At 71.3% G+C, this 22,737-nt stretch carries 23 protein-coding genes, 1 tRNA gene and 1 riboswitch; of the genes, 10 read left to right on the forward strand and 14 right to left on the reverse strand.

The annotated features are described in order from the left end of the window. Positions 1-68 precede the first annotated feature (68 nt). Positions 69-677, forward strand: coding sequence for a nucleoside monophosphate kinase (locus LZG04_RS23565; protein WP_233820168.1), 609 nt, complete (start codon positions 69-71; stop codon positions 675-677). Here the strand turns inward: LZG04_RS23565 and LZG04_RS23570 are convergent. The 4 genes from LZG04_RS23570 to LZG04_RS23585 all read right to left on the reverse strand — a co-directional run bounded on the left by LZG04_RS23570 (position 642) and on the right by LZG04_RS23585 (position 3,204). Next, positions 642-1,481 carry a hypothetical protein gene (locus LZG04_RS23570; protein ID WP_233820169.1) on the reverse strand — a complete coding sequence of 280 codons (840 nt, stop codon included), beginning with the start codon at positions 1,479-1,481 and terminating at the stop codon, positions 642-644. The genes LZG04_RS23565 and LZG04_RS23570 overlap by 36 nt on opposite strands. A 12-nt stretch (positions 1,482-1,493) precedes the next feature. Further along, entirely contained in the window at positions 1,494-2,072 is a 579-nt protein-coding gene (locus LZG04_RS23575) for a hypothetical protein (RefSeq protein ID WP_233820174.1), read from the reverse strand. Between the two features lie 16 nt (positions 2,073-2,088). Next, entirely contained in the window at positions 2,089-2,568 is a 480-nt protein-coding gene (locus LZG04_RS23580) for a hypothetical protein (RefSeq protein ID WP_233820177.1), read from the reverse strand. Positions 2,569-2,634: 66 nt separating this feature from the next. After that, entirely contained in the window at positions 2,635-3,204 is a 570-nt protein-coding gene (locus LZG04_RS23585) for a hypothetical protein (RefSeq protein WP_233820179.1), read from the reverse strand. 174 nt (positions 3,205-3,378) lie between these two features. On the opposite strand from LZG04_RS23585, the gene LZG04_RS23590 reads away from it, so the two are divergent. Beyond that, positions 3,379-3,687: a hypothetical protein gene (locus LZG04_RS23590; protein WP_233820181.1), complete on the forward strand. Its 309-nt coding sequence runs from the start codon at positions 3,379-3,381 to the stop codon at positions 3,685-3,687. Positions 3,688-3,692: 5 nt separating this feature from the next. Here LZG04_RS23590 and LZG04_RS23595 read toward each other — a convergent pair whose 3' ends face one another. Continuing rightward, entirely contained in the window at positions 3,693-4,022 is a 330-nt protein-coding gene (locus tag LZG04_RS23595; RefSeq protein ID WP_233820183.1) for an Lrp/AsnC family transcriptional regulator, read from the reverse strand. 105 nt (positions 4,023-4,127) lie between these two features. Here LZG04_RS23595 and LZG04_RS23600 point away from each other — a divergent pair, with 105 nt between their 5' ends. Beyond that, positions 4,128-4,964: an MOSC domain-containing protein gene (locus tag LZG04_RS23600; protein WP_233820185.1), complete on the forward strand. Its 837-nt coding sequence runs from the start codon at positions 4,128-4,130 to the stop codon at positions 4,962-4,964. A gap of 7 nt (positions 4,965-4,971) precedes the next feature. On the opposite strand, the gene LZG04_RS23605 is transcribed toward LZG04_RS23600, so the two are convergent. Genes LZG04_RS23605 through LZG04_RS23615 form a run of 3 tightly spaced genes read right to left on the reverse strand, consistent with a single transcriptional unit; the run spans position 4,972 to position 7,686 of the window. Next, complete coding sequence (locus LZG04_RS23605; protein WP_233820186.1) at positions 4,972-5,499, reverse strand: flavoprotein; 528 nt, start codon at positions 5,497-5,499, stop codon at positions 4,972-4,974. A 49-nt stretch (positions 5,500-5,548) separates the two neighbouring features. Continuing rightward, positions 5,549-6,463 (reverse strand): phosphotransferase, encoded by a 915-nt coding sequence (locus LZG04_RS23610; RefSeq protein WP_233820187.1) that lies wholly within the window; start codon positions 6,461-6,463, stop codon positions 5,549-5,551. Then, a complete protein-coding gene (locus LZG04_RS23615) occupies positions 6,463-7,686 on the reverse strand; it encodes a helix-turn-helix domain-containing protein (protein ID WP_233820188.1) in 1,224 nt (407 codons plus the stop codon). The genes LZG04_RS23610 and LZG04_RS23615 overlap by 1 nt, the downstream gene beginning before the upstream one ends. 168 nt (positions 7,687-7,854) lie before the next feature. Here LZG04_RS23615 and LZG04_RS23620 point away from each other — a divergent pair, with 168 nt between their 5' ends. Next, a complete protein-coding gene (locus LZG04_RS23620; RefSeq protein ID WP_233820192.1) occupies positions 7,855-8,418 on the forward strand; it encodes a bifunctional DNA primase/polymerase in 564 nt (187 codons plus the stop codon). Next, a complete protein-coding gene (locus tag LZG04_RS23625; RefSeq protein ID WP_233820194.1) occupies positions 8,415-8,702 on the forward strand; it encodes a hypothetical protein in 288 nt (95 codons plus the stop codon). Before LZG04_RS23620 ends, LZG04_RS23625 begins: the two co-directional genes overlap by 4 nt. A 134-nt stretch (positions 8,703-8,836) precedes the next feature. On the opposite strand, the gene LZG04_RS23630 is transcribed toward LZG04_RS23625, so the two are convergent. The 3 genes from LZG04_RS23630 to LZG04_RS23640 form a co-directional block, all read right to left on the reverse strand. Further along, positions 8,837-8,908, reverse strand: a tRNA-Val gene (locus LZG04_RS23630). Positions 8,909-8,947: 39 nt separating this feature from the next. Beyond that, positions 8,948-9,406, reverse strand: a complete 459-nt coding sequence (locus LZG04_RS23635; RefSeq protein ID WP_233820196.1) for a peroxiredoxin — start codon at positions 9,404-9,406, stop codon at positions 8,948-8,950. 102 nt (positions 9,407-9,508) lie between these two features. Beyond that, positions 9,509-9,940 (reverse strand): DUF3052 domain-containing protein, encoded by a 432-nt coding sequence (locus LZG04_RS23640; RefSeq protein ID WP_233820198.1) that lies wholly within the window; start codon positions 9,938-9,940, stop codon positions 9,509-9,511. Positions 9,941-10,235: 295 nt separating this feature from the next. On the opposite strand from LZG04_RS23640, the gene aceE reads away from it, so the two are divergent. The 3 genes from aceE (at position 10,236) to LZG04_RS23660 (ending at position 16,386) form a co-directional block, all read left to right on the forward strand. After that, positions 10,236-12,986 carry a pyruvate dehydrogenase (acetyl-transferring), homodimeric type gene (gene aceE / locus LZG04_RS23645; RefSeq protein WP_233820200.1) on the forward strand — a complete coding sequence of 917 codons (2,751 nt, stop codon included), beginning with the start codon at positions 10,236-10,238 and terminating at the stop codon, positions 12,984-12,986. Between the two features lie 155 nt (positions 12,987-13,141). Then, positions 13,142-15,163, forward strand: a complete 2,022-nt coding sequence (locus LZG04_RS41935) for a substrate-binding domain-containing protein (protein WP_308199261.1) — start codon at positions 13,142-13,144, stop codon at positions 15,161-15,163. Further along, positions 15,160-16,386: an extracellular solute-binding protein gene (locus tag LZG04_RS23660; protein WP_233820201.1), complete on the forward strand. Its 1,227-nt coding sequence runs from the start codon at positions 15,160-15,162 to the stop codon at positions 16,384-16,386. Before LZG04_RS41935 ends, LZG04_RS23660 begins: the two co-directional genes overlap by 4 nt. Here LZG04_RS23660 and pnuC read toward each other — a convergent pair. Then, the gene (pnuC, locus tag LZG04_RS23665) at positions 16,383-17,015 is read right to left on the reverse strand and encodes a nicotinamide riboside transporter PnuC (RefSeq protein ID WP_233820202.1); all 633 of its coding nucleotides are present in this window, start codon (positions 17,013-17,015) and stop codon (positions 16,383-16,385) included. The two genes, LZG04_RS23660 and pnuC, sit on opposite strands and share 4 nt — an antisense overlap. Positions 17,016-17,063: 48 nt before the next feature. After that, a riboswitch (FMN riboswitch) is annotated at positions 17,064-17,187 on the reverse strand. A 143-nt stretch (positions 17,188-17,330) separates the two neighbouring features. Between pnuC and LZG04_RS23670 the strand changes: the two genes are divergently transcribed. Beyond that, the gene (locus LZG04_RS23670) at positions 17,331-18,578 is read left to right on the forward strand and encodes a phytase (RefSeq protein WP_233820203.1); all 1,248 of its coding nucleotides are present in this window, start codon (positions 17,331-17,333) and stop codon (positions 18,576-18,578) included. 162 nt (positions 18,579-18,740) lie between these two features. Here the strand turns inward: LZG04_RS23670 and LZG04_RS23675 are convergent, their stop codons facing one another. Next, complete coding sequence (locus LZG04_RS23675; protein WP_233820204.1) at positions 18,741-19,559, reverse strand: hypothetical protein; 819 nt, start codon at positions 19,557-19,559, stop codon at positions 18,741-18,743. A gap of 215 nt (positions 19,560-19,774) precedes the next feature. Then, positions 19,775-21,286 (reverse strand): alpha/beta fold hydrolase, encoded by a 1,512-nt coding sequence (locus tag LZG04_RS23680; protein ID WP_233820205.1) that lies wholly within the window; start codon positions 21,284-21,286, stop codon positions 19,775-19,777. A 116-nt stretch (positions 21,287-21,402) separates the two neighbouring features. On the opposite strand from LZG04_RS23680, the gene LZG04_RS23685 reads away from it, so the two are divergent. Beyond that, positions 21,403-22,578, forward strand: coding sequence for a CdaR family transcriptional regulator (locus LZG04_RS23685; RefSeq protein WP_233820206.1), 1,176 nt, complete (start codon positions 21,403-21,405; stop codon positions 22,576-22,578). Positions 22,579-22,737 lie beyond the last annotated feature (159 nt).

The following is a 22,737-nucleotide window of genomic DNA, read 5'->3' on the forward strand; positions in this document are numbered from 1 at the left end:
GCCGGCGTTGATCGCGAACACCTGATCAGGCGACGGACTTCACCACCCGCCGGTGATTCGATGGCATCGTGCGATCAGCCGACCCCGTGCCGCTCGTCGTGTTCGTCGTCGGAGCGCCGGGAACGGGCAAGAGCACGGTGGTCCGACATCTCGCCGAGCACCTGCGGTGCGTGGAGTTCCTGAGCGGCGAAGTGCTGCGGCGCACCGCCGAGGAGGACACCGAGATCGGACGTGCCGTCGCCGACCGGTTGTCCCGCGACGAGACGATGCCGGTGGCGCTGTACTGCCGGATCGTGCGGCGCGAACTCGGCCGCGGTCGGCACGCCGGCCTCGTCTTCGACGGGTTCCCCCGCACGCTCGAGCAGTGCCTGGCCATCCCCGCCGTGCTCGACGCCGCCGGGATGCCGGGTGCGGAGGTGCTCGGCTTGAGCCTGCACGTGCCGCCGGCGGTGTCGATCGACCGCATCCGCCGCCGCAACGAGCGCGCCGAGGACACGGCGCACGAGGCCCGGACGCGGTTGAGGACGCACGCCCGGCGTGCGGCCGACATCGCGACGGCCTTCGCCGAGCGGTGGCCCTATGTCGAGGTGGACGCGACCGCCCGCGTCGATCGCGTGGTCCGAGCCGCCTTGGTTGCGCTCTCAAGGCAGGTCGAGCGTGTCGCGGAACGCGGCTGACTCACGCGCGAGCGAGCCGAGGTCGTCCGGTTCGCGGGCGAACGAGAACTCCGGGCTGTCCAACAAGCCGTGCGCGTGCGCTTCGAGCCAGGACAGCTCCCGGTATTTGTCCGGAGCCATGAACTGCGCGCCGAAGTCCCAACCGACGCCCGACACCTGCCGGTCACCGTAGAGCCGCCGTGCCCGATCGCGGTAGGCGTCCGAGGTGACGGTGTCGGGGTGGTTGAACGACAGGTCGAACCCGTTGGAGCCCAAGCCGAACACGGCCAGGCCGTACAGGATCGTGCACTCGATCCCCAATCGGGCGCAGAACTCGGTGACCCTCCGCGCGCCCACCCCGCTGCCCGCGTACGACAGCAGGAACAGCCGCTCCAGCCGGTGCACCTGCCGGTACGCCTCGACAGCCGCGACCACCGTGGCACCGGACGCGACGGTGTCACCGACGACGAGGCACGGCTTGCCGGCGTCGAACCGGGCGTACGAGACGTCGACCTTGGCGTCGTCCGCCACGACTTCGACCCTCGACGTGGCGACGAGGTTCGTCGGCAGGTTGATCTCGACGGAGTCGGCCGCGGCGCCGAGTTGGTACGCCAGTCCCTTGCTCAGGATCACGAGTTCGGCGGCGTCGGCGAGTTCGTCGGCCAAGTGGGCGAGGAACAGCCGGCTGGCCGCGAAGCAGGCCCTCCGGTAGGGCAGGCCGATCAACCCGCGTTCGAAGAGGATCCGCTCCAACGGCTCGTTCTCCACGATGTGGAGGCCGGGCCCGACCGGGCGGGCCCGGCTCTCCCCCACGTCAGGGCGCATCGCGGCGCGCCGTCACCGGTGGACGCCGAGCCGGTGCAGGGCGTCCAGCATGGGCTGGTCGCCGCCCAGCACGTGGTACCGGTACTCGTCGATCGACGCCCGCAGCCACGCCGGGGTGACGACGGGGTCGGGCGGGGCGGCCGGAAGCACGCGCAGCACCTCGCCCGCCTGGCTGAAGTCGTCCACGACCGCCAGCGCCAGCGAAGCGACGTGCGGGTGCACGTAGTCGCTGACCCGTGCCCCGCGGTACTCCAGGTGGTCCCGGCGGTACTTCGAGTTGCGCGGCGCCACCACGATCACCGGCGTCCGCAGCGCGGCCGCGGCGGCCATCTCCACACCGATGCCCAGGCCACGACGTTCACGCGCGTCGACGACCACGGCGGACGCCAGGAGGACCTGGTACATGTCCCGCCCGAACTGCCCCAGCACGTTGGTCGGGTCGGTGATCGGGTCGTCCGGGTTGAGGAACACCACCTCCAGCGGGTGTGCCCCCTCCTGGACCTGCTTGCGCTCCACGTCGGTCCAGCACAGCTTCCGCTCGTCGCCCTCGCCCTTCGCGATGGAGCCCGAGCAGTACACCGAAATGATCATCGATCTCCGGTTCCGGTCATTCGTACAGCGAATCCGCCGCGCTTCGGACCGCGGCCTCGGCCTGAGCCAGGGACTCCACCCGGGCCGGCCGGGAGGCGCGTGAGCGAACCACCGCCCGGCGCAGTCCTTCCATCCGGTCCGAGGACTGACTCGCCACGGCCACGGAGCCGAACTCGGGGTTGGACCGCAGGTGCACGAGCTCGGCCCACGAGGCGGTGACGTGCACGAACTCGGCCAACCCGAGCCAGTGGAGTGCGAGGTCCAACGCCCGCGCGGACACGGCGGAAACGCCCGGTTCCCGCTCCACGCCGCAGGACAGCCCGCCGAAGGGGAAGTCCCGCAGGATGAGGGCGTCGAGGTCGCGCAGGTAGCTCGACAGGTAGGAGCGCGAGACGAACCAGCCGATGCGGGCCAGTTCCTCGGGGTGCGGTCGGGCCGGGATCACCTGTGCCACGAACCTGGTGACGAACGCCTGCTCCCTCAGCCTCTCGGGCACAGCTCGCAGCTCGCGCTCCGGCTCGCGGTGGCCGGACGGCCAGTGCCCGGCCAGGCTGGCCGCCAGTCAGGCCAGTTCACCGTCCCGGCTCAAGGCCGCGTCCCACCGGTGGGCGATGTGGTCGGCGGTGCAGCCCGCCCCTCGAGGGCTCCAGACCAGGTCTTGGGCCATCGCGAGCGACGTCGGCGTCACGTACGGGTTCTGCGGGTCCGCGCGGTACTCGGCGGCTTTCCGCTCGCCGTACCGCATCACGTCCTGCATCGGTGCGCAGTAGGCGACTTGCCGCAGCGAGACCAGTCCGCGCAGCCGCTCCAGGAGGCGGGGGATGCCCGGCACCTCGAACAGGTACGAGGCCGGCATGACCAGGTTCGCGTCGGTCGCGAGCACGGCGAGGCGCGTCGCGTACAACGCCTGCTCGGTGGTCAACTGCGGTTCGCCGCACCGGGCTCGGAACCCGTAGCAGTGCAAGATCTCCGGGTTGAGGTACTGCACGAAAACCGGCCGATTCCGATCGTAGGCGGGACCGGCCGGCCGAACGCCGTTCAGGTGGATGTCTCGCCCCGCCACGTAGGCGTCGTGAAAACTCGCCACGACTTGCGTCTGCTTGTCGGACATCGACACCACCGAGGCGGCCACCACTCACCTCGGCACGATTCCCTGCGCGGACCAGAACCCCACGCCCCACCCCCGACCTGCTTGAACCGCGAGGTTAGCGACGCGACCGACCCAGAACTCCCGCAATTATGGTGGAACCGCTACCACGCCACCCGAAAGAGTGCATCCATTCGACTAGACCGCGCCCGAGCCGCGATGGCCCGCGGAAAGGGAATTCCAGGCAATGGAGCGACGGACTCGCACGAGGCCGCGGGCACGGAACGGCTCGCCGGTCACCTCCACACCCCCGACACGGCCTGCTCGCGGCCGCCGAGCAGGCGCCTGCTCCAGGTCGTCGGCAGCCGCGCCGTCACCTCCTGGATGGCCGTCGAGGTCCACCAGCGTGCGGCGGGCCCCAAGCAACTCCGCTGGATCGAGGGCGCGAGCCACGTCGACCTGTACGACCGCAAGCAGTACGTCGAGGAGTTGATGGGCTTCTGCACCGCCCACCTCACCGGCTCCTGACCGCGTCACGGCTCGTGCTTGATGGTCTTCATGGTCAAGTGGGAGTCGACGCGGCCGATGCCGGGCGTCGCCTCGAGCCGGTCGGTGACGAACCGCTCGAACGACCCCAGGTCCGCGGTCGCGATGCGGAGGAAGTAGTCGGGCAGGCCGAACATGCGGCGGAACTCGATCACCTCCGGGTAGCCGCGGACCGCCTCCTCGAACCGGGTGACCGTGGCGCGGTCCTTGACGGCCAGGTCGACGTTGACGATCACCTCGAACGCCCGGCCGACCCGGGCCGGGTCCACGCGGGCGTGGTAGCCGGTGATGACGCCGTCCTGTTCGAGGCGGCGCACGCACGGTGCCGGGGCCAGGCCCACCCGGTCGGCGAGCTCTGTACTGGCCGTGCGGGACGATTTTCGGCGATCGGATCACCCTGCGCCCTGGCTAGTGTTGCCGCCATGGCGACGATCTCCGAGCTGTACCACTACCCGGTGAAGGGCTGCGCCGGCGTCCGCGTCCGGGCCGCCGTCCTGGGTTTTGCGGGCCTCGGCCACGACCGCCGCTTCCTCGTCACCGACCTGGCCGGCAACCACCGGTCCCAGCGCCGCGATCCCCTGCTGGCCACGATCCAACCGGCCGTCGACGACGACCACCTGACCCTCTCCGCCCCCGACGCGGGCACGATCCACGTCCCGATCGACCCGACCGGGCCGCGGCGCCCGGTCAGCCTCTTCGGCTCGCCTTACACCGGGATCGACCAGGGCTCGGACGTCGCCGCCTGGCTGACCGCCGTCCTGGGCAAGCCGAGCAGGCTCGTCCTGGCCCCACCCGACCACCACCGCGTCACCGACGGCCTCACCGCCGGCACGTCGTACTACGCCGACAGCTGCCCGGTGCACCTGATCTCGGCAACGTCATTGCGCGCCCTGAACGCCCGCATCACCGCCAACGGCGGCCACCCCGTCCCGGCCGCCCGCTTCCGCCCGAACATCGTGGTCGACGACTGGCCGGCCCACGAAGAAGACCACGCCCTCCGGCTGGCCACGGGCGCGGTCGACCTGGCCTACGCCAAACCGGCGATCCGCTGCGCCGTCACCACCGTCGACCAACCAACCGGCACCCGAACCGGCCCGGAACCACTGCGCACCCTGGCCACCTACCGGCGAACCCCCGACGGCCTCGCGTTCGGCTCGAAACACGCCGTCCTCCACCCGGGCCACCTCTCCACCGGCGACCACCTGACCACCACCGACCGCTCGAACACCGACCTCTCCGGCGTCACTGAAACCCCCTAACCGGCACCTACTCGACGGCGTCGAGCGCCGCGGACCACGGATAAGTGGCCATCGCGCGGCTCCCGGTTCGCGGCGGGTGCGGCTGGAAGCCACCCTTGCCGAACAGCACCTGCACGCCGGACGACCGCAGTACGTCGATGCTGCGGTGCAGGACGGGGTTGGCGGCGAGAGCCGTGTTGACAAAGGGGAGCACGGCGATCGGCACGCCGAGACCGGTGAGCTCCGCGAGCTGCGTCAGCACGTAGGTGTCGGCGATGCCGGCCGCCCACTTGTTGATCGTGTTGTAGGTGGCGGGCGCGACCACCACGGCATCGGCCTTCGGCAACGGCGGCTGCCCTTGGCGCTGGTAGCCCGTGCGGACGGCGTGACCGGTGAGCTGTTCGACCGCGGCGGGCTCGAGGAAGTGCTCGACCGCGGCCGGGGTGGCTACGCAGTGGACCGACCAACCCCTGTCCTGGGCGAGACCGATGGCGACATCGACGTGGTCGGCCGGGCCGGCACCGCAGACCATCAGGTACAGGACTCGTTCGTTCACGCTGGGACTCCGGCTCGTAGGGCCATCTGACAGAATGCACGCCTTCGCTCTACAAGATCGTCCAGCCGATCTCGTCACCGGCCTCCAGCGCCGTGATCCGCCGACGCACCTCGTCGGCCTGGGGCGACCCGTCGGCCGCCTTCCTCGCATTGGTCGTGACCATGCGCAGCTCGCGGAGATCCCGCACAGTGGCGAAGCCGTCCCACTCGCGGATGTCACGTCCGTAGCGGGAGCAGAAGGACTGGTACTCCCGCTCGGGGAAGCCGAAGCGGCGGCAGTGGACCTCGATCGTCACCAGGTCCCACTCCACCGGGCCGATCACGGCACTGTCCCAGTCGCACAGCACCGGCCGGTCCTCCGCGTCGTCCCACAAGGTGTTCCGGTGCTGCGGGTCGCCGTGGATCAGGCGCGGAGGGCCGTCGTAACGCAGTCGCGGGACCATGTCGACCAGCCGGCTCCAACGCCGCAACAGGACACCGCGCTCTGGTGGGGAGAGGATCGTGCTCGCCTGGATCGAGTGGTGGATGGCACCCAGCGCGTCGAGTTCCGGCAGCGGGAACGGTGGAAGCGGCGCGTCGTGCAGGGCGCGAAGCGGGACCGCGATGTCGTCTGCCGCGATCGGGCGCGTTGGCGGCAGGTACCGCCAGAAAGTCACTCCGCAGCCGGCCACCTCCAGTGGCTGCGGGACGTCAGGCAACAGGGGCACCGTCGGCACACCGTGGTCGACAACCCATCCGATCAGCGACACCACCGCCGCGGTGTGCCGGATGTTCGGCCGCGCCACCTTCACGATGACCGGGACGGTGGCGAGCCGGAAGACGGCATTCGTCTGGTGCCGGAGAAGTTCGGCCCCCCTGGCGTCGAGACCCGCCCGTTCGCAGGCGGCCCGCAGGACCGACCGGGTGCGTTCCGGAGTGAAGGTGGCTTCCGTGAGTCGGGGAAGGCTGTGACCAGCGAGCGCCATCAGTGGGGACTTTCGCGTCGGGTGACCAGTTCACGCAGCTCCACGGCGGCGGGCCGCTGCTGGTGGGCGGCGGGGATGGCCGCCACGACATCGAGGGCACGGGTGAGCACGATCCGGGTGCGGTGTTCCGGTGGCAGCAGTTCGATGGTCCTCACCGCCAGCTCGCAGACTTCTTCGGCCTCACCGCGAACCGCCGCGCCGACCGCTTGGTCCAACTGGATCAGCGCGGGGTCGATCGCGATCGATGGCTCTTGGCCGTAGCGCTCAAGCGCTTGCGCTTGGACGTGACCCGCGCTTTTTGTCTCACCCAGGTAGGTGAAAGTCGCGGACAGGTACAAGAGCAGTCGCTTGTCGTTGAACTGGAAAGCCGCGTCGGTCGTCGGCTCGTCCAGTTCATCGACCATCCGTTGCGCCCTGCGCATGGCGTGGTCGGCACCTTCCCGGTCGCCGAGTCGGGCGAGCGCACGCCCTTCAGCGGCGGACGCCAAGGCAGTGGCACTACAGGCGGTTCTCGGCAGCAATGCCTGCGCGGATCGTGCAAGACCGACGGATTGTTCCAACCGACCGTAGTAGTAGGGCAGCATGGCTTCCTGGGCACGCACCTGTGCCTGCAAGCGGGGGTTGGCCGTGTCGTCGGCCGCGAGTCGCGCGGTGCCGTACCAGTACCGAGCGCGGTTGATCTCGCCGAGCTTCATCAGGGCGTCGGCGCTCAAGAGCCCGAGGACGGCGGTGGCTTCGGACAGCCGAGCCTGCACGCCTGCCGGCTGTCGCTCCGCCGCCATCGACCCGACCTCGACGAGGTCGGGCACCACCGCTCGAAGCACCGCCACCGGTGCCGTGCGGGTGTACGTCAGCACGTGCTCCGCCACCCGCTCCTCGATCAGGGCCACTCGCGTGATGGAGGCCGAACCCGTGGACAGCGTCTGGTCGACCAGCAGCCGGGCGCGGTCGAGCACGGTCATGAGCGCGGGTTCACCCGAGGCGTCCAGGTCGACAACCGAAGCCACCAGCCGACTGTCCGCCTCCAGCAGGTGTGCGAGCTCGCTCGCCGACACGCCCAGCAGCTCCACGAGCTTCGGCCGCACGTGAGGCAACGGCTCGCTGTCCCCGGCTTCCCAGCGCCGAACCGTGGACGAGTCGACGCCCAACACTTCGGCCAACCGTTCCTGGGTGTAGCCCGCCATGCGACGGGTCTGGGCGAACCGTGCTCGTTTCGCTGCCATCGGCCGACCTCCGGAAGATTCCGCTCCCACCGTAGCGGACGGCCATTTCCCCCACGCCGCACGTTCACGCGCGGTCGATGCGCGGTCAATGGGCCCTTCATGCGCTGTTCGTCCGGCTTCCGGTGCGGTTCGCTTTCCATCGAGTCGACGCCGACTGGAAGGAGACACATGCCGAAAATCATGGATTCATCAACCTTGCGAGCAGCCTTGGACTACGCCGAAATGGGTTGGCCGGTGCTTCCGGGGGCTATTTGGCATGACGGGCACTTCGCCGATCAGGCCGACGGATCCCCGGTCACCGACCCTTGTCTGCGACCGCCCGGAGACGCGACTTCGGACACCGGCCGTGTGCGCGAGTGGTGGTCGGGGCCCGGACTGCGCCGGCCCAACGTCCTCACGGTCACCGGCTCTCGCCTGGGGGCGTTCATGGTGGCCGAGAACCTGGTGATGAAGTTGGCCGACGACCCGCGGTTCGCCGCCTCACCCACGCCGGTCTTGGCGTTCCCGAACATGCCGATCGCCTACTTCCTCATCCAGCCACCGTTGCCATCGGTGCTGCTGAGCCGCGACGCCCGGGTGGTGGACGCCGGATTGCCCCTTCCGCTCCCGCCGAGCGTCCTGGACACCACGCCGGTGATGTGGCTGATAGCACCTGAGCAAGCGGGGAACCGCCTGGTCTCCGGCGACGCACTGGCGGATTTGATCCACGAGCACGAGAGGAAGACCGCGTGAACAGGGCGATGCACGAACTGGCGATCGGTGCAGCCCCTCGGCTGTTCGCCATCGTCGAGCAGTACGACGACCCGAAGGAGATTCGCGTCGCGGGCTACGGCCTGGCCTACGAGGACCGAGCCGAAGTCAACTCGGTCGAAGGCGACTTCCGGCTCACCTCCGACAGCTCCGACCACGCACGAACCGTGTTCGAGATCAGCTCCAAATCCGCCGGGGTGCGGCGAGCACACGTGATCTGGCTGGACGGCACCCGGAGCACGCAGCCGAACCACCGGCAGCCTTGACGGGCGAAGCGAAGGCGCGCAGCGCCAAAGCGAAGCCCTCACAACGTGGGGGCCAGGGGCGAGGAGCCCCGGCGGGGGTCCGGGGGCGGAGCCCGCCGGGCGGGGTCTGGGGGTTGCACCCCCAGGGGACGCAGTGGGCGCGGCAGGATTCGAACCTGCGACCGCTCGGGTGTAAACCGAGTGCTCTTCCGCTGAGCTACGCGCCCGGAGGAGCGCCGCGGTGGTGAGGCGGCGCTGGGAAAGTATCAGGACAGGGCGGCCACGGCCTTCTTCCAGGCTTCCTGGTCGCGGGGTTCGCCGGGGGCGTTGACCTCGGCGTAGCGGACCACGCCGGTGGTGTCGATCAGGAACGTGCCGCGGTTGGCAAGGCCGGCCTGCTCGTTGAACACGCCGTAGGCCTGGGCGACCTGCCCGTGCGGCCAGAAGTCGGACAGCAGCGGGAACTGGTAGCCCTCTTGGGCGGCCCACGCCTTCAGGCTGAACGGGGTGTCCACGGACACGCCGATGACCTGCACGTTCTCGTCCTCGTAGGCGGCCAGTTCGTCGCGCACCTGGCACAGCTCGCCGGTGCAGATGCCGCTGAACGCGAACGGGTAGAACACCAGCAGCACGTTGCGCTCCCCGCGGAACGAGGACAGCGTCACGGGCTGCTTGTTGTAGTCGTTGAGCGTGAAGTCAGGGGCCTGAGCGCCGACCTCGACCATGCAATCCTCCACCGCATCGCGAGCAACCCGAAGAACGGGCTCCACCCGATCGGGGAGCCCGCCGTCGAGCCTAGGGCATGGCGGCGGCGTGCCTCGCCGCGGTCAGCGCTTCGTCTTGGCCGACTTCGGGGAGACGAGCCTGGTCGCGGACCAGTCCCCGCTCACCGTGATGTTGGAGGTCTGGGCGAGCCCCGCGGTGGACACGGCCTCGGCGATGTCACTCGGCTCGACGTGACCGGCGCGGCCCGTCTTGGGCGTCAACACCCAGATCACGCCGTCGTCGGCCAGGGCCGTGGTGGCGTTGATCAAGGCGTCGGCGAGGTCGCCGTCCTCCTCGCGCCACCACAGCAGGACCACGTCCATGACTTCGTCGGAGTCCTCATCGAGCAGATCACCGCCCACCCGCTCCTCGATCGCGGCACGCAGGTCGTCGTCGACGTCCTCGTCCCAGCCGATCTCCTGGACCACGCTGCCCGGGTCGATCCCGAGCCTGTCGGCGACACCGATCTTGCCGGCGTCTTCCGCGGCGACCACGGCTTCCACTCCTCCAAGTACACAAGAGCGGCAGCCGGGGTACGACTGCCGCGCGATGTCACTACCAGTCGCGGCTAGCGAACACTGTCAGCCCCGCCACGCGCAACCGTAACGGCCAAGACACGCCGCATCGGGTACCCCCGAGTGCGGTCCCCCGACCGGATGAGGCACGCTCTACATACCTCCTATTCGCGCGCGCGAGGGAACGATCCAGAGTTACTCACCGGTAGAGGTGACGGGACCGTCCCTGTCGAGCGACGATGGAGCCGAGAAGACCCCGGAACGAGGAGATCCCTTGGCCCCGCAGAACACCCCCGAGCGGGTACGCGTCATCCGTGACGGTCTGGCCGCCCACCTCCCCGACATCGACCCGGAGGAGACCGCGGAGTGGCTGGAGTCGTTCGACGCCGCGCTCAAGGGCGGCGGGCAGCAGCGCGCCCGCTACCTGATGCTGCGGCTGCTCGAGCGGGCCAGGGAGAGCCACGTCGCCGTCCCGTCGCTGACCAGCACGGACTACGTGAACACCATTCCCACCGAGCGTGAGCCGTGGTTCCCCGGCGACGAGGAGGTGGAGCGCCGCTACCGGGCCTGGATCCGGTGGAACGCGGCGATGACGGTGCACCGCGCGCAGCGGCCCGGCGTCGGCGTCGGCGGGCACATCTCGACCTACGCGTCGTCGGCGAGCCTGTACGAGGTCGGCTTCAACCACTTCTTCCGGGGCAAGGACCACCCCGGCGGCGGTGACCACGTGTTCATCCAGGGCCACGCCTCCCCCGGCGTGTACGCCCGCGCGTTCCTCGAGGGACGCCTGAGCGCCGAGCAGCTCGACGGCTTCCGCCAGGAGTTCTCGCACGCCGGGCCGGGCGGCGGCCTGCCGTCGTACCCGCACCCCCGGCTGATGCCGGACTTCTGGGAGTTCCCGACGGTGTCCATGGGCCTCGGCCCGATGAACGCGATCTACCAGGCGCGGTTCAACCGCTACCTGCACGACCGCGGCATCAAGGACACGTCCGACCAGCACGTTTGGGCGTTCCTGGGCGACGGCGAGATGGACGAGCCGGAGTCGCGGGGCCTGTTGCAGGTCGCGGCGAACGAGCAGCTGGACAACCTGACCTTCGTGGTGAACTGCAACCTGCAGCGCCTCGACGGCCCGGTGCGCGGCAACGGCAAGATCATCCAGGAGCTGGAGTCGTTCTTCCGCGGCGCGGGCTGGAACGTCATCAAGGTCATCTGGGGCCGCGAGTGGGACGCCCTGCTGCACGCCGACCGCGACGGCGCGCTGGTCAACCTGATGAACACCACGCCGGACGGCGACTACCAGACGTACAAGGCCAATGACGGCGCGTACGTCCGCGAGCACTTCTTCGGCCGCGACCCGCGGACGAAGGACCTGGTCACGCCGATGACCGACGACGAGGTGTGGAACCTCAAGCGCGGCGGCCACGACTACCGCAAGGTCTACGCGGCGTACAAGGCGGCGTCCGAGCACGTCGGCCAGCCGACGGTCATCCTCGCCAAGACCATCAAGGGCTACGGCCTGGGCCCGCACTTCGCGGCGCGCAACGCCACGCACCAGATGAAGAAGATGACCCACGAGGACCTCAAGCTCTTCCGGGACAGCCTGCGCATCCCGATCGAGGACAAGGACCTCGACCCGTACCTGCCGCCGTACTACCACCCCGGCAAGGACGCCCCGGAGATCCAGTACCTGCTGGAGCGGCGCAAGCAGCTCGGCGGGTTCGTGCCGGAGCGGCGGACGAAGTCCAAGGCGCTGGTGCTGCCCGGCGACAAGGTCTACGACGTGATCCGCAAGGGCTCGGGCAAGCAGGAGGTCGCCACCACGATGGCGTTCGTCCGGCTGGTCCGCGACCTGGCCAAGGACCCGGAGATCGGTGGCCGGATCGTGCCGATCATCCCGGACGAGGCGCGCACGTTCGGCATGGACTCGATGTTCCCGGCGCAGAAGATCTACAACCCGAACGGCCAGATGTACACCTCCGTGGACGCGCAGCTGATGCTGGCGTACAAGGAGAGCGAGCAGGGCCAGATCCTGCACGAGGGCATCAACGAGGCCGGGTCGACGGCGTCGTTCACGGCGGCGGGCACGTCCTACGCCACGCACGGCGAGCCGATGATCCCGATCTACATCTTCTACTCGATGTTCGGGTTCCAGCGGACCGGCGACGGCCTGTGGGCGGCGGCGGACCAGATGGCGCGCGGTTTCGTGCTCGGCGCCACGGCCGGTCGCACCACGTTGACCGGTGAGGGCCTCCAGCACGCCGACGGGCACTCGTTGCTGCTGGCGCACACCAACCCGGCCGTGGTGGCGTACGACCCGGCGTGGTCGTTCGAGGTGGCGCACATCGTCAAGGACGGCCTGCGGCGGATGTACGGCGAGAACGCCGAGAACATCTTCTACTACATCACCGTCTACAACGAGCCGTACCAGCAGCCGGCCGAGCCGGAGGGCTTGGACGTCGAGGGCCTGCTCAAGGGCCTGTACCGGTACCAGGTGGCGCCGGCTCAGGCCGGTCCGCGGGCGCAGCTGCTCGCGTCGGGCGTGGCGATGCCGTGGGCGGTCAAGGCGCAGCAGGTGCTGGCCGAGGAGTGGGGCGTGCAGGCCGACCTGTGGTCGGCGACGTCGTACTCGGAGCTGCGCCGTGAGGCGGTCGAGGTCGACCGGCACAACCTGCTGCACCCCGACCAGGAGCCGCGCGTGCCGTACGTCACGCAGGCGCTGGCGGACGCGGCCGGCCCGGTCGTGGCGGTGTCGGACTGGATGCGCGCGGTGCCGGACCTGATCCGCCCGTACGTGCCGACCGACATGACCACCCTGGGCACGGACGGGTTCGGCTTCTCCGACACCCGGCCGGCGGCGCGGCGGCACTTCCTGGTCGACGCCGAGTCGATCGTGGTGGCCACGCTGGCGGCGCTGGCCAAGCGCGGCGAGATCCAGCAGTCGCTGGTCGTGCAGGCGGCCCGCAAGTACAAGATCGACGACGTGAGCGCGGCGGGCCCGTCCACCTCGGACGCCGGCCTGGCCTGATCGGCACGGTCCTCGGGGGCGGCACGCGCACGTGCCGCCCCCGAGGCGTTTCCGCACTATTGCGGCCGACCAGCGGAATCTTCGGTTTCCCGCTGCGGGTTGTGATCCACCCCATAGACTTGCCGCACGAACCGGCGTTCCAACGAGGGGTCGGGGTGGGCACGCAACCGCAGCACGCGGTGCACCGCACGATCGTGGTCGTCGACGTGTCCGCGTTCGGGCAGCGCCTGCGCGCGCCGCAGGAGGAGATCCGGCGCGGGCTGTACGCGGCGCTGGAGTCGGCGTTCGACGACAGCGGGCTGGACTGGTCCGCGACGCACCACGAGGACCGCGGCGACGGCGTGTTCGTGCTGGTGCCGCCGGACGTGCCCAAGAGCCGGGTGGTCGGCGGGCTGCCGCACGCGCTGCTGGGCGAGGTGCGCCGCTACAACGCGACCCGCACCGAAGACGCCCGGATCCGGCTGCGGATGGCGGTCACGGCGGGCGAGGTGCAGCACGACGAGCACGGCGTGGTCGGCGACGAGGTGACGCTGGCGTTCCGGCTGCTCGACTCCCGGCCGCTGCGGGAGGCGCTGGGTCGCTCGACCGCGGTGTTGGCGCTGATCGTCTCGGACCGGTTCTACGACGACGTCGTCCGGCCCGACCCGGCGATGGCCCCGGAGTCGTTCCGGCGCGTGGCCGTGGACGTCAAGGAGGTCCGCGGGCACGCCTGGCTGCACGTGCCGGAAGCCGGCGTGCCGCGGCCGAAGCCCGGCAAGCGGCGCGGGAGGCGTCGCCGCCGGTCCAAGCCGCCGTGGGCGCGTCTCGGGCTGGCCGCGCTGCTGGTCCTGGCGGGCACGGCGAACGCGTTCGGCGCCACGCCGCCCGCCGTGCCGCCCTGCCCTCCCCCGGTCCAGCTCAACGTGCTGGTGTCGGCCGAGAAGGAGCAGGTCGTCCGCTCGCTCGCGCTGGAGCTGGAGAACGACTCGGGCAGGCACAACCCGCTGGGCTGCCGGGAGTTCAACGCCCTGGTGTACACCGGCTCGTCCGACCAGGCGGCGGCCGAGGCGCTGGGCCGGGGCTGGCAGCCGGGCGACCTGACGGAGGTCGGCGCCGAGCCGCACGTGTGGCTGCCGGATACCACCGCCGAGGTCCGCGCGGTCGAGACGGCGTTGCGGCAACGGGCGGACGTGCGGCTGCACCGCCGCGAGGGCGTGGCGATCTCGCCGGTGGTGCTGGGCGCGTCGGCGGAGCTGGCCGCGCAGATCGCGCCGCAGGACGGCGAGTTCCGGTGGCGGGACGTGCGTCGGCCGGCGGTAGTGGACACGTCGTCGGGCGTGGGGCTGGCCGCGGCGACGGCGTTGGCGCACGCCGAGCTGGGCGGGCTGTACCTGGAAGCGCCCAACGTGCCGCGCCTGCTGCACGGGATCACCGCCCGCACGACCGCGGGGCGGCCGTGCGCGGGCGACGTGGCGCTGGTCGCCTCGGAGCAGGCGGTGGCGGACGTCGAGGGCTGCCGGGTGCTGTACCCGGGCGACGGCGCGCTGGTGCTGGACCACCCGTTCGTCGAGGTGGAGCGGCCGAACCGGCCGAACCCGCGCCGGCAGCGGATCGTGGACCGGTTCCTGGCGCACCTGCTCTCCCCCTACGCGCAGGACGAGTTCAAGCGGGCGGGCTTCCGGGACGTGGCCTGGAACGTCGGGCCGCGCACCGGTCCCGGGGTGCGACCCGGCCGGCCGCGGCCGCTGCCCGTCGAGCCGGACGCGCGGGCGGTGCGGGAGGCGTGGGAGGCGGCGAGCAGGCCTCGGGTGATCGCGGTGGCCCGGGACGGCTCGGCGGAGGCGAACCTGTTCGCGACCCGCGTGCGGGCGTTGGCCGGTCCGCGCGACCGGGTGGTGGACGTGCCGTTGACGGAGGGCGCGGTCCAGGCAGGCGTGGAGCAGGGCGCGCACGTCGTGGTGCTGGTGTCGGCGGCACCGGCCCCGCCGATCCCGGTGGACGTCAGCGGTCCCGTCCGGGTGGTGGCCGTCGGCTTCACGGAGGGCGCGTGCGCGGCCTCAGCGCCGCTCTCCGAGGCCGCACGCGCTTACGAAGGTCAATGCCACGAGATCGTGGCCCGCAACGGTTCCGGGACGACTCAGCGCCAGGAAGACGCTCTGGACGCGATAGCGCGCGCTGCATGGGGGAGGACGACGTGATCCGCTTTCTGGTGCCGCTGATGGTGCTCCTGGCGGCGTGCACGACCCCGGTGCGAGACGACGCGAGGGAGGGCACCGGGCCGATCACCTTCGTGGACGGCCGCGACACCACCGCGGACGGGCGGGTCCGCGAGCTGGTCGACCGCTGGAACGCGCAGGCCAGCAGGCGCCAGCAGGTCGTGTTCGTGGAGATGCCGACGTCCACCGACGCCCACCGCGCCCAGCTGACCGCGCGGGCGCAGGACCTGGCGGGCGGGCGCGGCAGCCCGGACTGCTACGACGTGATGGCCGTGGACATGGTGTGGACGGCCCCGTTCGCCGCGGCCGGGCACCTGGAGCCGCTGGACCCGGCCGAGTTCGACGTGGGCCGGATGCTGCCGAAGATGGTGCGGGCGGCCAAGTCGCCCGATGGCAGGCAGCTGTGGGCGATCCCGTGGCGCGGCGACGCCGGGTTGCTCTACTACCGCAAGGACGTGCTCGAAGCGGAGGGGGTGGAGCCGCCGAAGACGTGGAACGAGATGCGGCAGCAGGCGATCACGATCGCGCGGCGCCGCGGCCTGCACGGCTACGTGGGCCAGTTCCGGCGCTACGAGGGCCTGATCGTGAACATGGCCGAGGCGGTCTGGGCGCACGGCGGCGACCTGGAGCGGTTGGACGCCCCCGAGACGAAGGCGGGCGTGCGCGCCGTCGTCGACGGCTTCGCGGAGGGGTGGATCCCGCGCGAGGCCCGTGACTACGACGAACAGGCCTCGCTGGAGGCGTTCCGGTCCGGCGGGGCGCTGTTCCTGCGCAACTGGCCGTACGCCGGCCCGGTGCTGGACACGCCGGGGTCGCAGGTGATCGACAAGTGGGGCGTGGTCGCGCTGCCGTGGCCCAGCGCGTTGGGCGGCTGGAACCTGGCCGTGTCGCGGTGCTCGGCGAACCAGAAGACCGCCCGCGCGTTCATCCAGTTCCTCACCCGCGACGACAACCAGCGGCGCATGGAACAGCTCGCCGGGTGGGCGCCGACGTCCGAGGCGCTGTACGAGGAGCCGAACCTGGTGCCGCGCCCGCTGCGCGACAGCCTGCTCGACGCCCGGGTCCGGCGCCCCTCACCGCACTACGACGAGCTGACCGGCGTGATGCAGGAGAGCCTGCACCACGTGCTGGAGAACCCGGGTTCGGTCGACCAGTCGCTGGAGCAGCTCGCGGACGACCTCGCCAGGGCCGCGCAGGGGCGTTAGGCGGTGGCCGGTTCGACCCGGGCGGTGGTCTGCTTCGCGGCGCGGTTCCAGTCGATCCAGCCTCGGATCACCAGGACGGCGAAGACGGTGTAGACCGCGGCGCTGAACCAGAGGCCGGACTGGATCTGCAACGGCACGCCGATCGCGTCCACCACGAGCCACACCAGCCAGAACTCGACCAGGCCGAAGCCCTGGAGGGTGAAGGCGAGGACGGTGCCGACGAAGATGGCGGCGTCGGGCCACGGCGCCCACGAGGCGTCGAGCGCGTCCAGCAGCAGGGCGAACCCGACCGTGCCGACGACGAACGCGCCCACCACGGCGAGGCGTTCCTTCGCGGTGCCCTTGCGCACGACCACGCCGAACACCGGGTCGCGCCGCCGCGTCCACGCCCACCAGCCGTAGAGGGTGATCAGGGCGATCACCACCTGGCGCGCGGCCGTGCCGCCGAGCTGGGCGGACACGTAGACCACGAACAGCAGCGAGACCGAGACCAGCTGCACGGGCCACGTCCAGAGCGAGCGCTTCTGCGCCAGGTACACCACCACCAGCGCGAAGACCTGACCGATGAACTCGGCCCAGGACACCTTCTGCCCGAACACCGTGAAGCCCTGCTCCATCAAGACGTGCACCGCGTCCTCCATCCCCGACAGGCGTTCCGGGGCATGGCAGGCCAACGGCATGCGCACCTCTCATCCGGACTTTCACCGTCGGCCCCGGAATCCCACCGGGTCAACCGCCCTGGTGGGCGGGTCGCGGGCTGTCACCGCCGGTTCGGATTTCCACCGAGCCCCGGAGCGCATGTCTCTCATCGCTTCGCAACATCATGGCGCGCGGAACTGTTCCTGGGGTGATCGACAGCACACTGGGCGCGATCCGAGAACCGCCCTCCTCGTGGTCACCTGGACTTCAGGCCCGGTACACCGGCGGCCGGTAGCTTCCGCCGAATGCGAATCCTGCTCATGGCCGCGGTGGTGCCGCTGCTGATCGCCTCCTCCCCCGGCCCGGCCGTGGTCGTGCCGGTCACCCAGACCGGCGCGTTCGTCGACGACCCGTCCGGGTCGCCCGCCGACGCCGACGCCGACGACCCGGCGATCTGGGTGAACCCGCGCTCGGCCCGGCAGAGCGTCGTGCTCGGCACCTTGAAGGAGGGTGGCCTGGCCGCGTTCGACCTGGCCGGTCGGACCCTGGGCACCTACCCTGCCCCCGCGCCGCCGACGCCGGACGCCAAGCCGGGCCGGTACAACAACGTCGACGTGCTCGGCGGCGCGCGGGTCGGCGGGCGGTCGCGGGACCTCGCGTTCGTCAGCGACCGCGGCCGGGACCGCGTCCGGGTCTACGAGCTGGACGCGCGGGGCGCGGCGGCGGGGTCGTCCGTCGTGCGGGACGTGACCGATCCGGGCGCGCGGCCGGTGTTCTCCTCGTCGGAGCAGGAGGTGGACGACCAGCGCACCGCGTACGGGCTGGCCGCCGGGTTCGTCGGCCGCACGCCGGTGGTCGTGACGAACCGGCGCAACGAGGCCAGGGTGGCGCTGCTGCGCGTCACGCCCGGTCCGGCGGGTTCGGTCGGCACGGCGGTGGTGTCCACGCTCGACCTGCCGTCGTCGTTCCCGTTGCCGGACGGCACCACTTGGACGCCGTGCGGCGAGCCGGGTGAACGGCCCCAGTTGGAGGGCATGGTGGTCGACTCCGAGCACGGCGTGCTGTACGCGGCGCAGGAGGACGTCGGCATCTGGCGCGTGCCGCTGCGGGCGACCGGGTTCGGCACGCCCGTGCTCGTCGACAAGGTTCGCTCGTTCGGGGTACCGCAGACCTACGACCCGGAGACCGAGGAGTGCTCGGTGTCGGGCACGGACCCCGGTTTCGGCGGCGCGCACCTGACCGCCGACGCCGAGGGGCTGGCCATCGGTGACGGGTACCTGATCGCGTCCAGCCAGGGCGACTCGCGGTTCGTGGCCTACGAGCGGACCGGCCGCAACCGCTACGTCGGCGAGTTCGTGGTCGGCAGCGGGCGGGGCGTCGACTCGGTCGAGCACTCCGACGGCGCGCACCTGGTGACCGCCGACCTCGGGCCGCGCTACCGGAAGGGCCTGCTGGTCGTGCACGACGGCGAGCGCACCCCGGCGGTCGGCGACCTGCCGACCACCGGCTTCGCCTACGTGAGCTGGGCGGACGTGCTGGAGGAGCTGGACTGACCCCGGGACGCCGACCGGCCCCCGACCGCTGGTGGGCGGATCGGGGGCCGGTCGGCGGTCGCGATGGATGTCGTCGGGGGTGTTGAGCGGCCTCGGGCGGGGTCGTGGTCGCGCGCTCGGCTCGCGGGTCGGAGCGGCCCTCGGGCGGGCCGGTCCCCCGGGTCAGGGTCCGTCGGTGCGCGGCGGCAGCGGCATGCCGGCGGGCGGGGTCGGGGGGTCCACCGGGTTCTGCCGGGCCGCTCGGGCGGCGGCCGACACCGGCTCCTGCGCCCGGCCCGTCAGGGTGTCCTGGGACTGGCGCGGCGCGGGCGCGATGGAGGACGTCTCCTCCTGGATGCGGTTGAGCCAGCCCTCCCAGCGCTGCTGCATCGGGCGCACCAGGCCGCCGCCCACGCCGATCACGATCACGCCCGCGACCGTGGCCAGCACCGTGATGAGCACCGGCATGGTGACCGCGACGGCGATGCCGAGCTGGTTCAGCGCGGCGATGACGCCGAGCGCGACGATGAAGCCGTACGTGATGCCGCCGAGCATCCGGGTGTACGGGCGGTTGCCCAGCGCGCCGGTGACCAGGCCGCGCAGGGCCTTGCCGATCGCCGCGGCGACCAGCACCAGCACGATGGCCACGGCGATGCGCGGCAGGTACGCGATGACGTCGTTGAGCAGGGCGCTCACCGCGTTGCCGGTGCCGAACACGCCGAACGCGAGCTGGAGGGCGATCAGCAGCACGAAGTAGTAGACCAGCTTCACGATGAGGCCGGAGGCGTCGATCGGGGACCGCGACATCGCGCCGGACAGCCCGGAGCGCTCCACGAGGCGGTCGAAGCCCACCCGCTTGAGCAGGAAGCCGACGGCCTTGCTCAGCGCCTTCGCGATGATCCACCCGATGAGCAGGACGACGAGGAAGCCGAGGAGTTTCGGCACGAACGTGGCCACCATCGTCCACGCCTGCCCGAGCCCATCGGTGATCTGGGTACCCACGACGACCCTCCTTCGCGTTTTCGCTTGTGCCGAGATCGTTTCTCAGCCCGCATCACCCGGCAACCTGAAGTGGTGGCACGAAAGGGTGACTGACGTGGCGGTTCTCGCGTCGGCAGTCCAGAGTGGAATCACCGGTGGGGACCGGGGAGAGGGAAACGCCCGGCGCGAGGTTCTCGCGCCGGGCGTTTTCGCATCCGGGATCGGTCGGGTGGGCGTCAGAACCGGGCCGAGAGGCCCCGGCTGTCCAAGTACGTCCGCACGTGCTCGGCCGAGGTCGCCTGGTTCACGTCGGGCCTGGGGTCGCCGGGGCAGTACGAGCTGCTGGGCGGCAGGATGCCCTGGATCAGGTACCGGTTGACGGCCCGGTCCACGCACGCGTTGCCGCCGCCGTAGAGGCCGTGCTTGCCCTCGTCCCGCACGGTGACGAGGTTGTGCCCCAGCCGTTCCGCCATGGCCGGGCCGCTCTCGTACTGCGTCTGGGTGTCGCCCTCCGCCTGCACGACCACCCCGACGGGGTAACCCTCCCGCTTCAGCGCCACCGCGGGCTCCGGCGGGGTGAAGCTGCGGAACGCGCACGTGGTCGGGGCCGCGCGCATGACGCCGAAGCCGTACGGGTAGCGGTCGCGGAACACCCGCATGTCCTCGTAGTAGGTCTCCATGTCGGTGGGCCAGTCGACCTCGCACGTCACCGTGTTGAACACGCCGGAGATCAGCTCGTCCTGCGCCTCACCGGACATCAGCGCGCCCGCCGCGGACGGCGAGCCCGCCTTCAGCTCGGTCACCGCCACCGCGAGGTCCGCCCACAGTGGACGGTAGCGCGCGCCGACGCCCACGGCCGCGTCGAAGCGCGTGCGGGTCGCCTCGCCCACCGGCTTCGTCGCGAGTGCCGTGGCGACCGACTCGACCGTCTCCATCACCGCATCGGGTGTCGCGCCGAGCTTGAACCGGTCGTGGTGCGCGGCGACCCAGTTCGACCACGTCTCGACGTTGCGCCGGTACGCCACCGCCTGCGCGCGGAACTGCTCGCGCCAGATCCACTCCGGGTGCACGGCCGAGTCGAGCACGCTGCGGTCCAGCCGGTCCGGGAACAGGCTGCCGTACACCGCGCCCAGGTACGTGCCGTAGGAGTAGCCCAGGTAGTTGAGCTTCTCCTCGCGCAGCGCGGCCCGCACCACGTCGAGGTCGCGCGCGGTGTTGGCGGTGTTGACGAACGGCCGGATGCCACCGGCGGCGCGGTGGCACGCGTCCTCGGCGGCCTGCGCCTCGGCGGCCCACTTCGGGAACTCCGAATCAGCCGGTCGGGTGTCGGCCGTGGCCAGTTCGGGGACCGTGCGGCAGGTCAGCGCGGTGGAACCGCCGACACCGCGCGGGTCGAACCCGATCAGGTCGTAGACCTTGGCCAGCTCGCTGCCCGCCAGGAACGTCGGCATGCCCAGGCCAGAGCCGCCCGGTCCACCGGGGTTGAGCACCAGGATGCCGCGCCTGCGCGCCGGCTCCGTGGCCTTCTTGCGGCTGATGACCAGTGATATCCGCTCCGCGGCCGGTCGCGCGTAGTCCAGCGGCAGGACGAGTTCGGCGCACTCCAGCGACTGCTTGCACGGCGACCAGGTGAGCTGCTGCGAGTGGAACTCGGCCAGCGGATCGCTGCGCGCCGACCCGAACGACGGCGCGACCGCCGTCGCCAGCACGGCGGCGACCACCACGGCGACTGACATGTACCTGCGCACGAGACCCTCCCAGACGAGCCGGTCACAACGCCACCGACGGTAAGGGGATCGGCGCGGAGCGTCAGTGGGTGTCACTCGTTGGTGTCGAGGGGGTGCGCCCGTGCGATCGTGTGGGTGTGACCAGCTCAACCGCGTTGTCGCGGGCCACCTTGCGGACCCTGCAACGGGCGTCGGGCGACCTGGCCGCGGCGAGCGTGGCCGAGATGGAGGAACGCCTGCCGTGGTTCCGGCGGATGCCCGCCGACCAGCGGGCCGGGGTGCTGCTGCTGATCCAGAACGGCGTCGCCGGGTTCGTGTCCTGGCTGCACGACCCGCAGCAGGCGATCCGGTTGACCGCCGAGGCGTTCCGCTCCGCGCCCAAGGACATCTCGCGGTGGGTGAGCCTGCGCCAGACCGTGGAGCTGGTGCGCATCGCGTTGGAGCTGTTCGAGCAACTGCTGCCGAAGCTGGCCGAGAACGACGCCGAGCGGGCGTTGCTGACCGAGGGCGTGCTGCGGTACGGCCGGGAGATCGCGTTCTCCGCGGCCACGTCGTACGCGGCGGCGGCCGAGGCGCGCGGTGCGTGGGACGCCCGGCTGGAGGCGCTGGTCGTGGACGGCATCGTGCGTGGTGACGCGGAGGAGTCGTTGCTGTCGCGGGCCACCGCGCTGGGCTGGGACCCGGCGGCGGAGGCGACCGTGCTGGTGGGCAACCCGCCGTCGGACGACCCGCCCGCGGTGGTGTTCGAGGTGCGCAGCCGGGCGGCCCGGGTCGGGCGGCCGGTGCTGCTGAGCGTGCAGGGCTCGCGGCTGGTCGTGGTGCTGGGCGGGGAGACGGAGCGGGGAGAGTCGCTGGTCCGGGTCTCCGACGCGTTCGGGCCCGGCGCGGTGGTGGCCGGCCCGACCGTGACCAGCCTGGCCGAGGCGCACCGCAGCGCGAGCGACGCGTTGTCCGGGCTGCGCGCGGTGGTGGGGTGGCCCGCCGCGCCGCGGCCGGTGCGGTCGCTGGACCTGCTGCCGGAACGGGCGCTGGCGGGCGACCCGGAGGCCGAGTGGCAGTTGGTGGACCGGGTGGCCCGGCCGCTGGAGGACGCGGGCGGCTCGCTGCTGGAGACCGTGGACGCGTTCCTGGAGGTCGGGGGCGTGCTGGAGGCGTGCGCGCGGAAGCTGTTCGTGCACCCGAACACGGTCCGCTACCGGCTCAAGCGCGCGACCGAGCTCACCGGGCGCAACGCCAACGACCCCCGTGACGCTCTGGTGCTGCGGATCGCACTGTCCGTGGGCAGGCTGGCCCGTGCCCGCGGTTTGTGGTGACCCTGGCGGGCGACGCTCGTCCGAGTGTGACCGACGACGCATGTCCGTTTGGGCCGGGTCCGACAACACGCGACGTCGTTCTACGTTCATCTCCGAGTCACTTTTGTAGAGACCCTACAACGCACGGTCCCGTGTTTCGTCTGTGGCGGCATCACCGGA

This window comes from Saccharothrix sp. S26, assembly GCF_021390395.1.
Classification (GTDB): Bacteria; Actinomycetota; Actinomycetes; order Mycobacteriales; family Pseudonocardiaceae; genus Actinosynnema.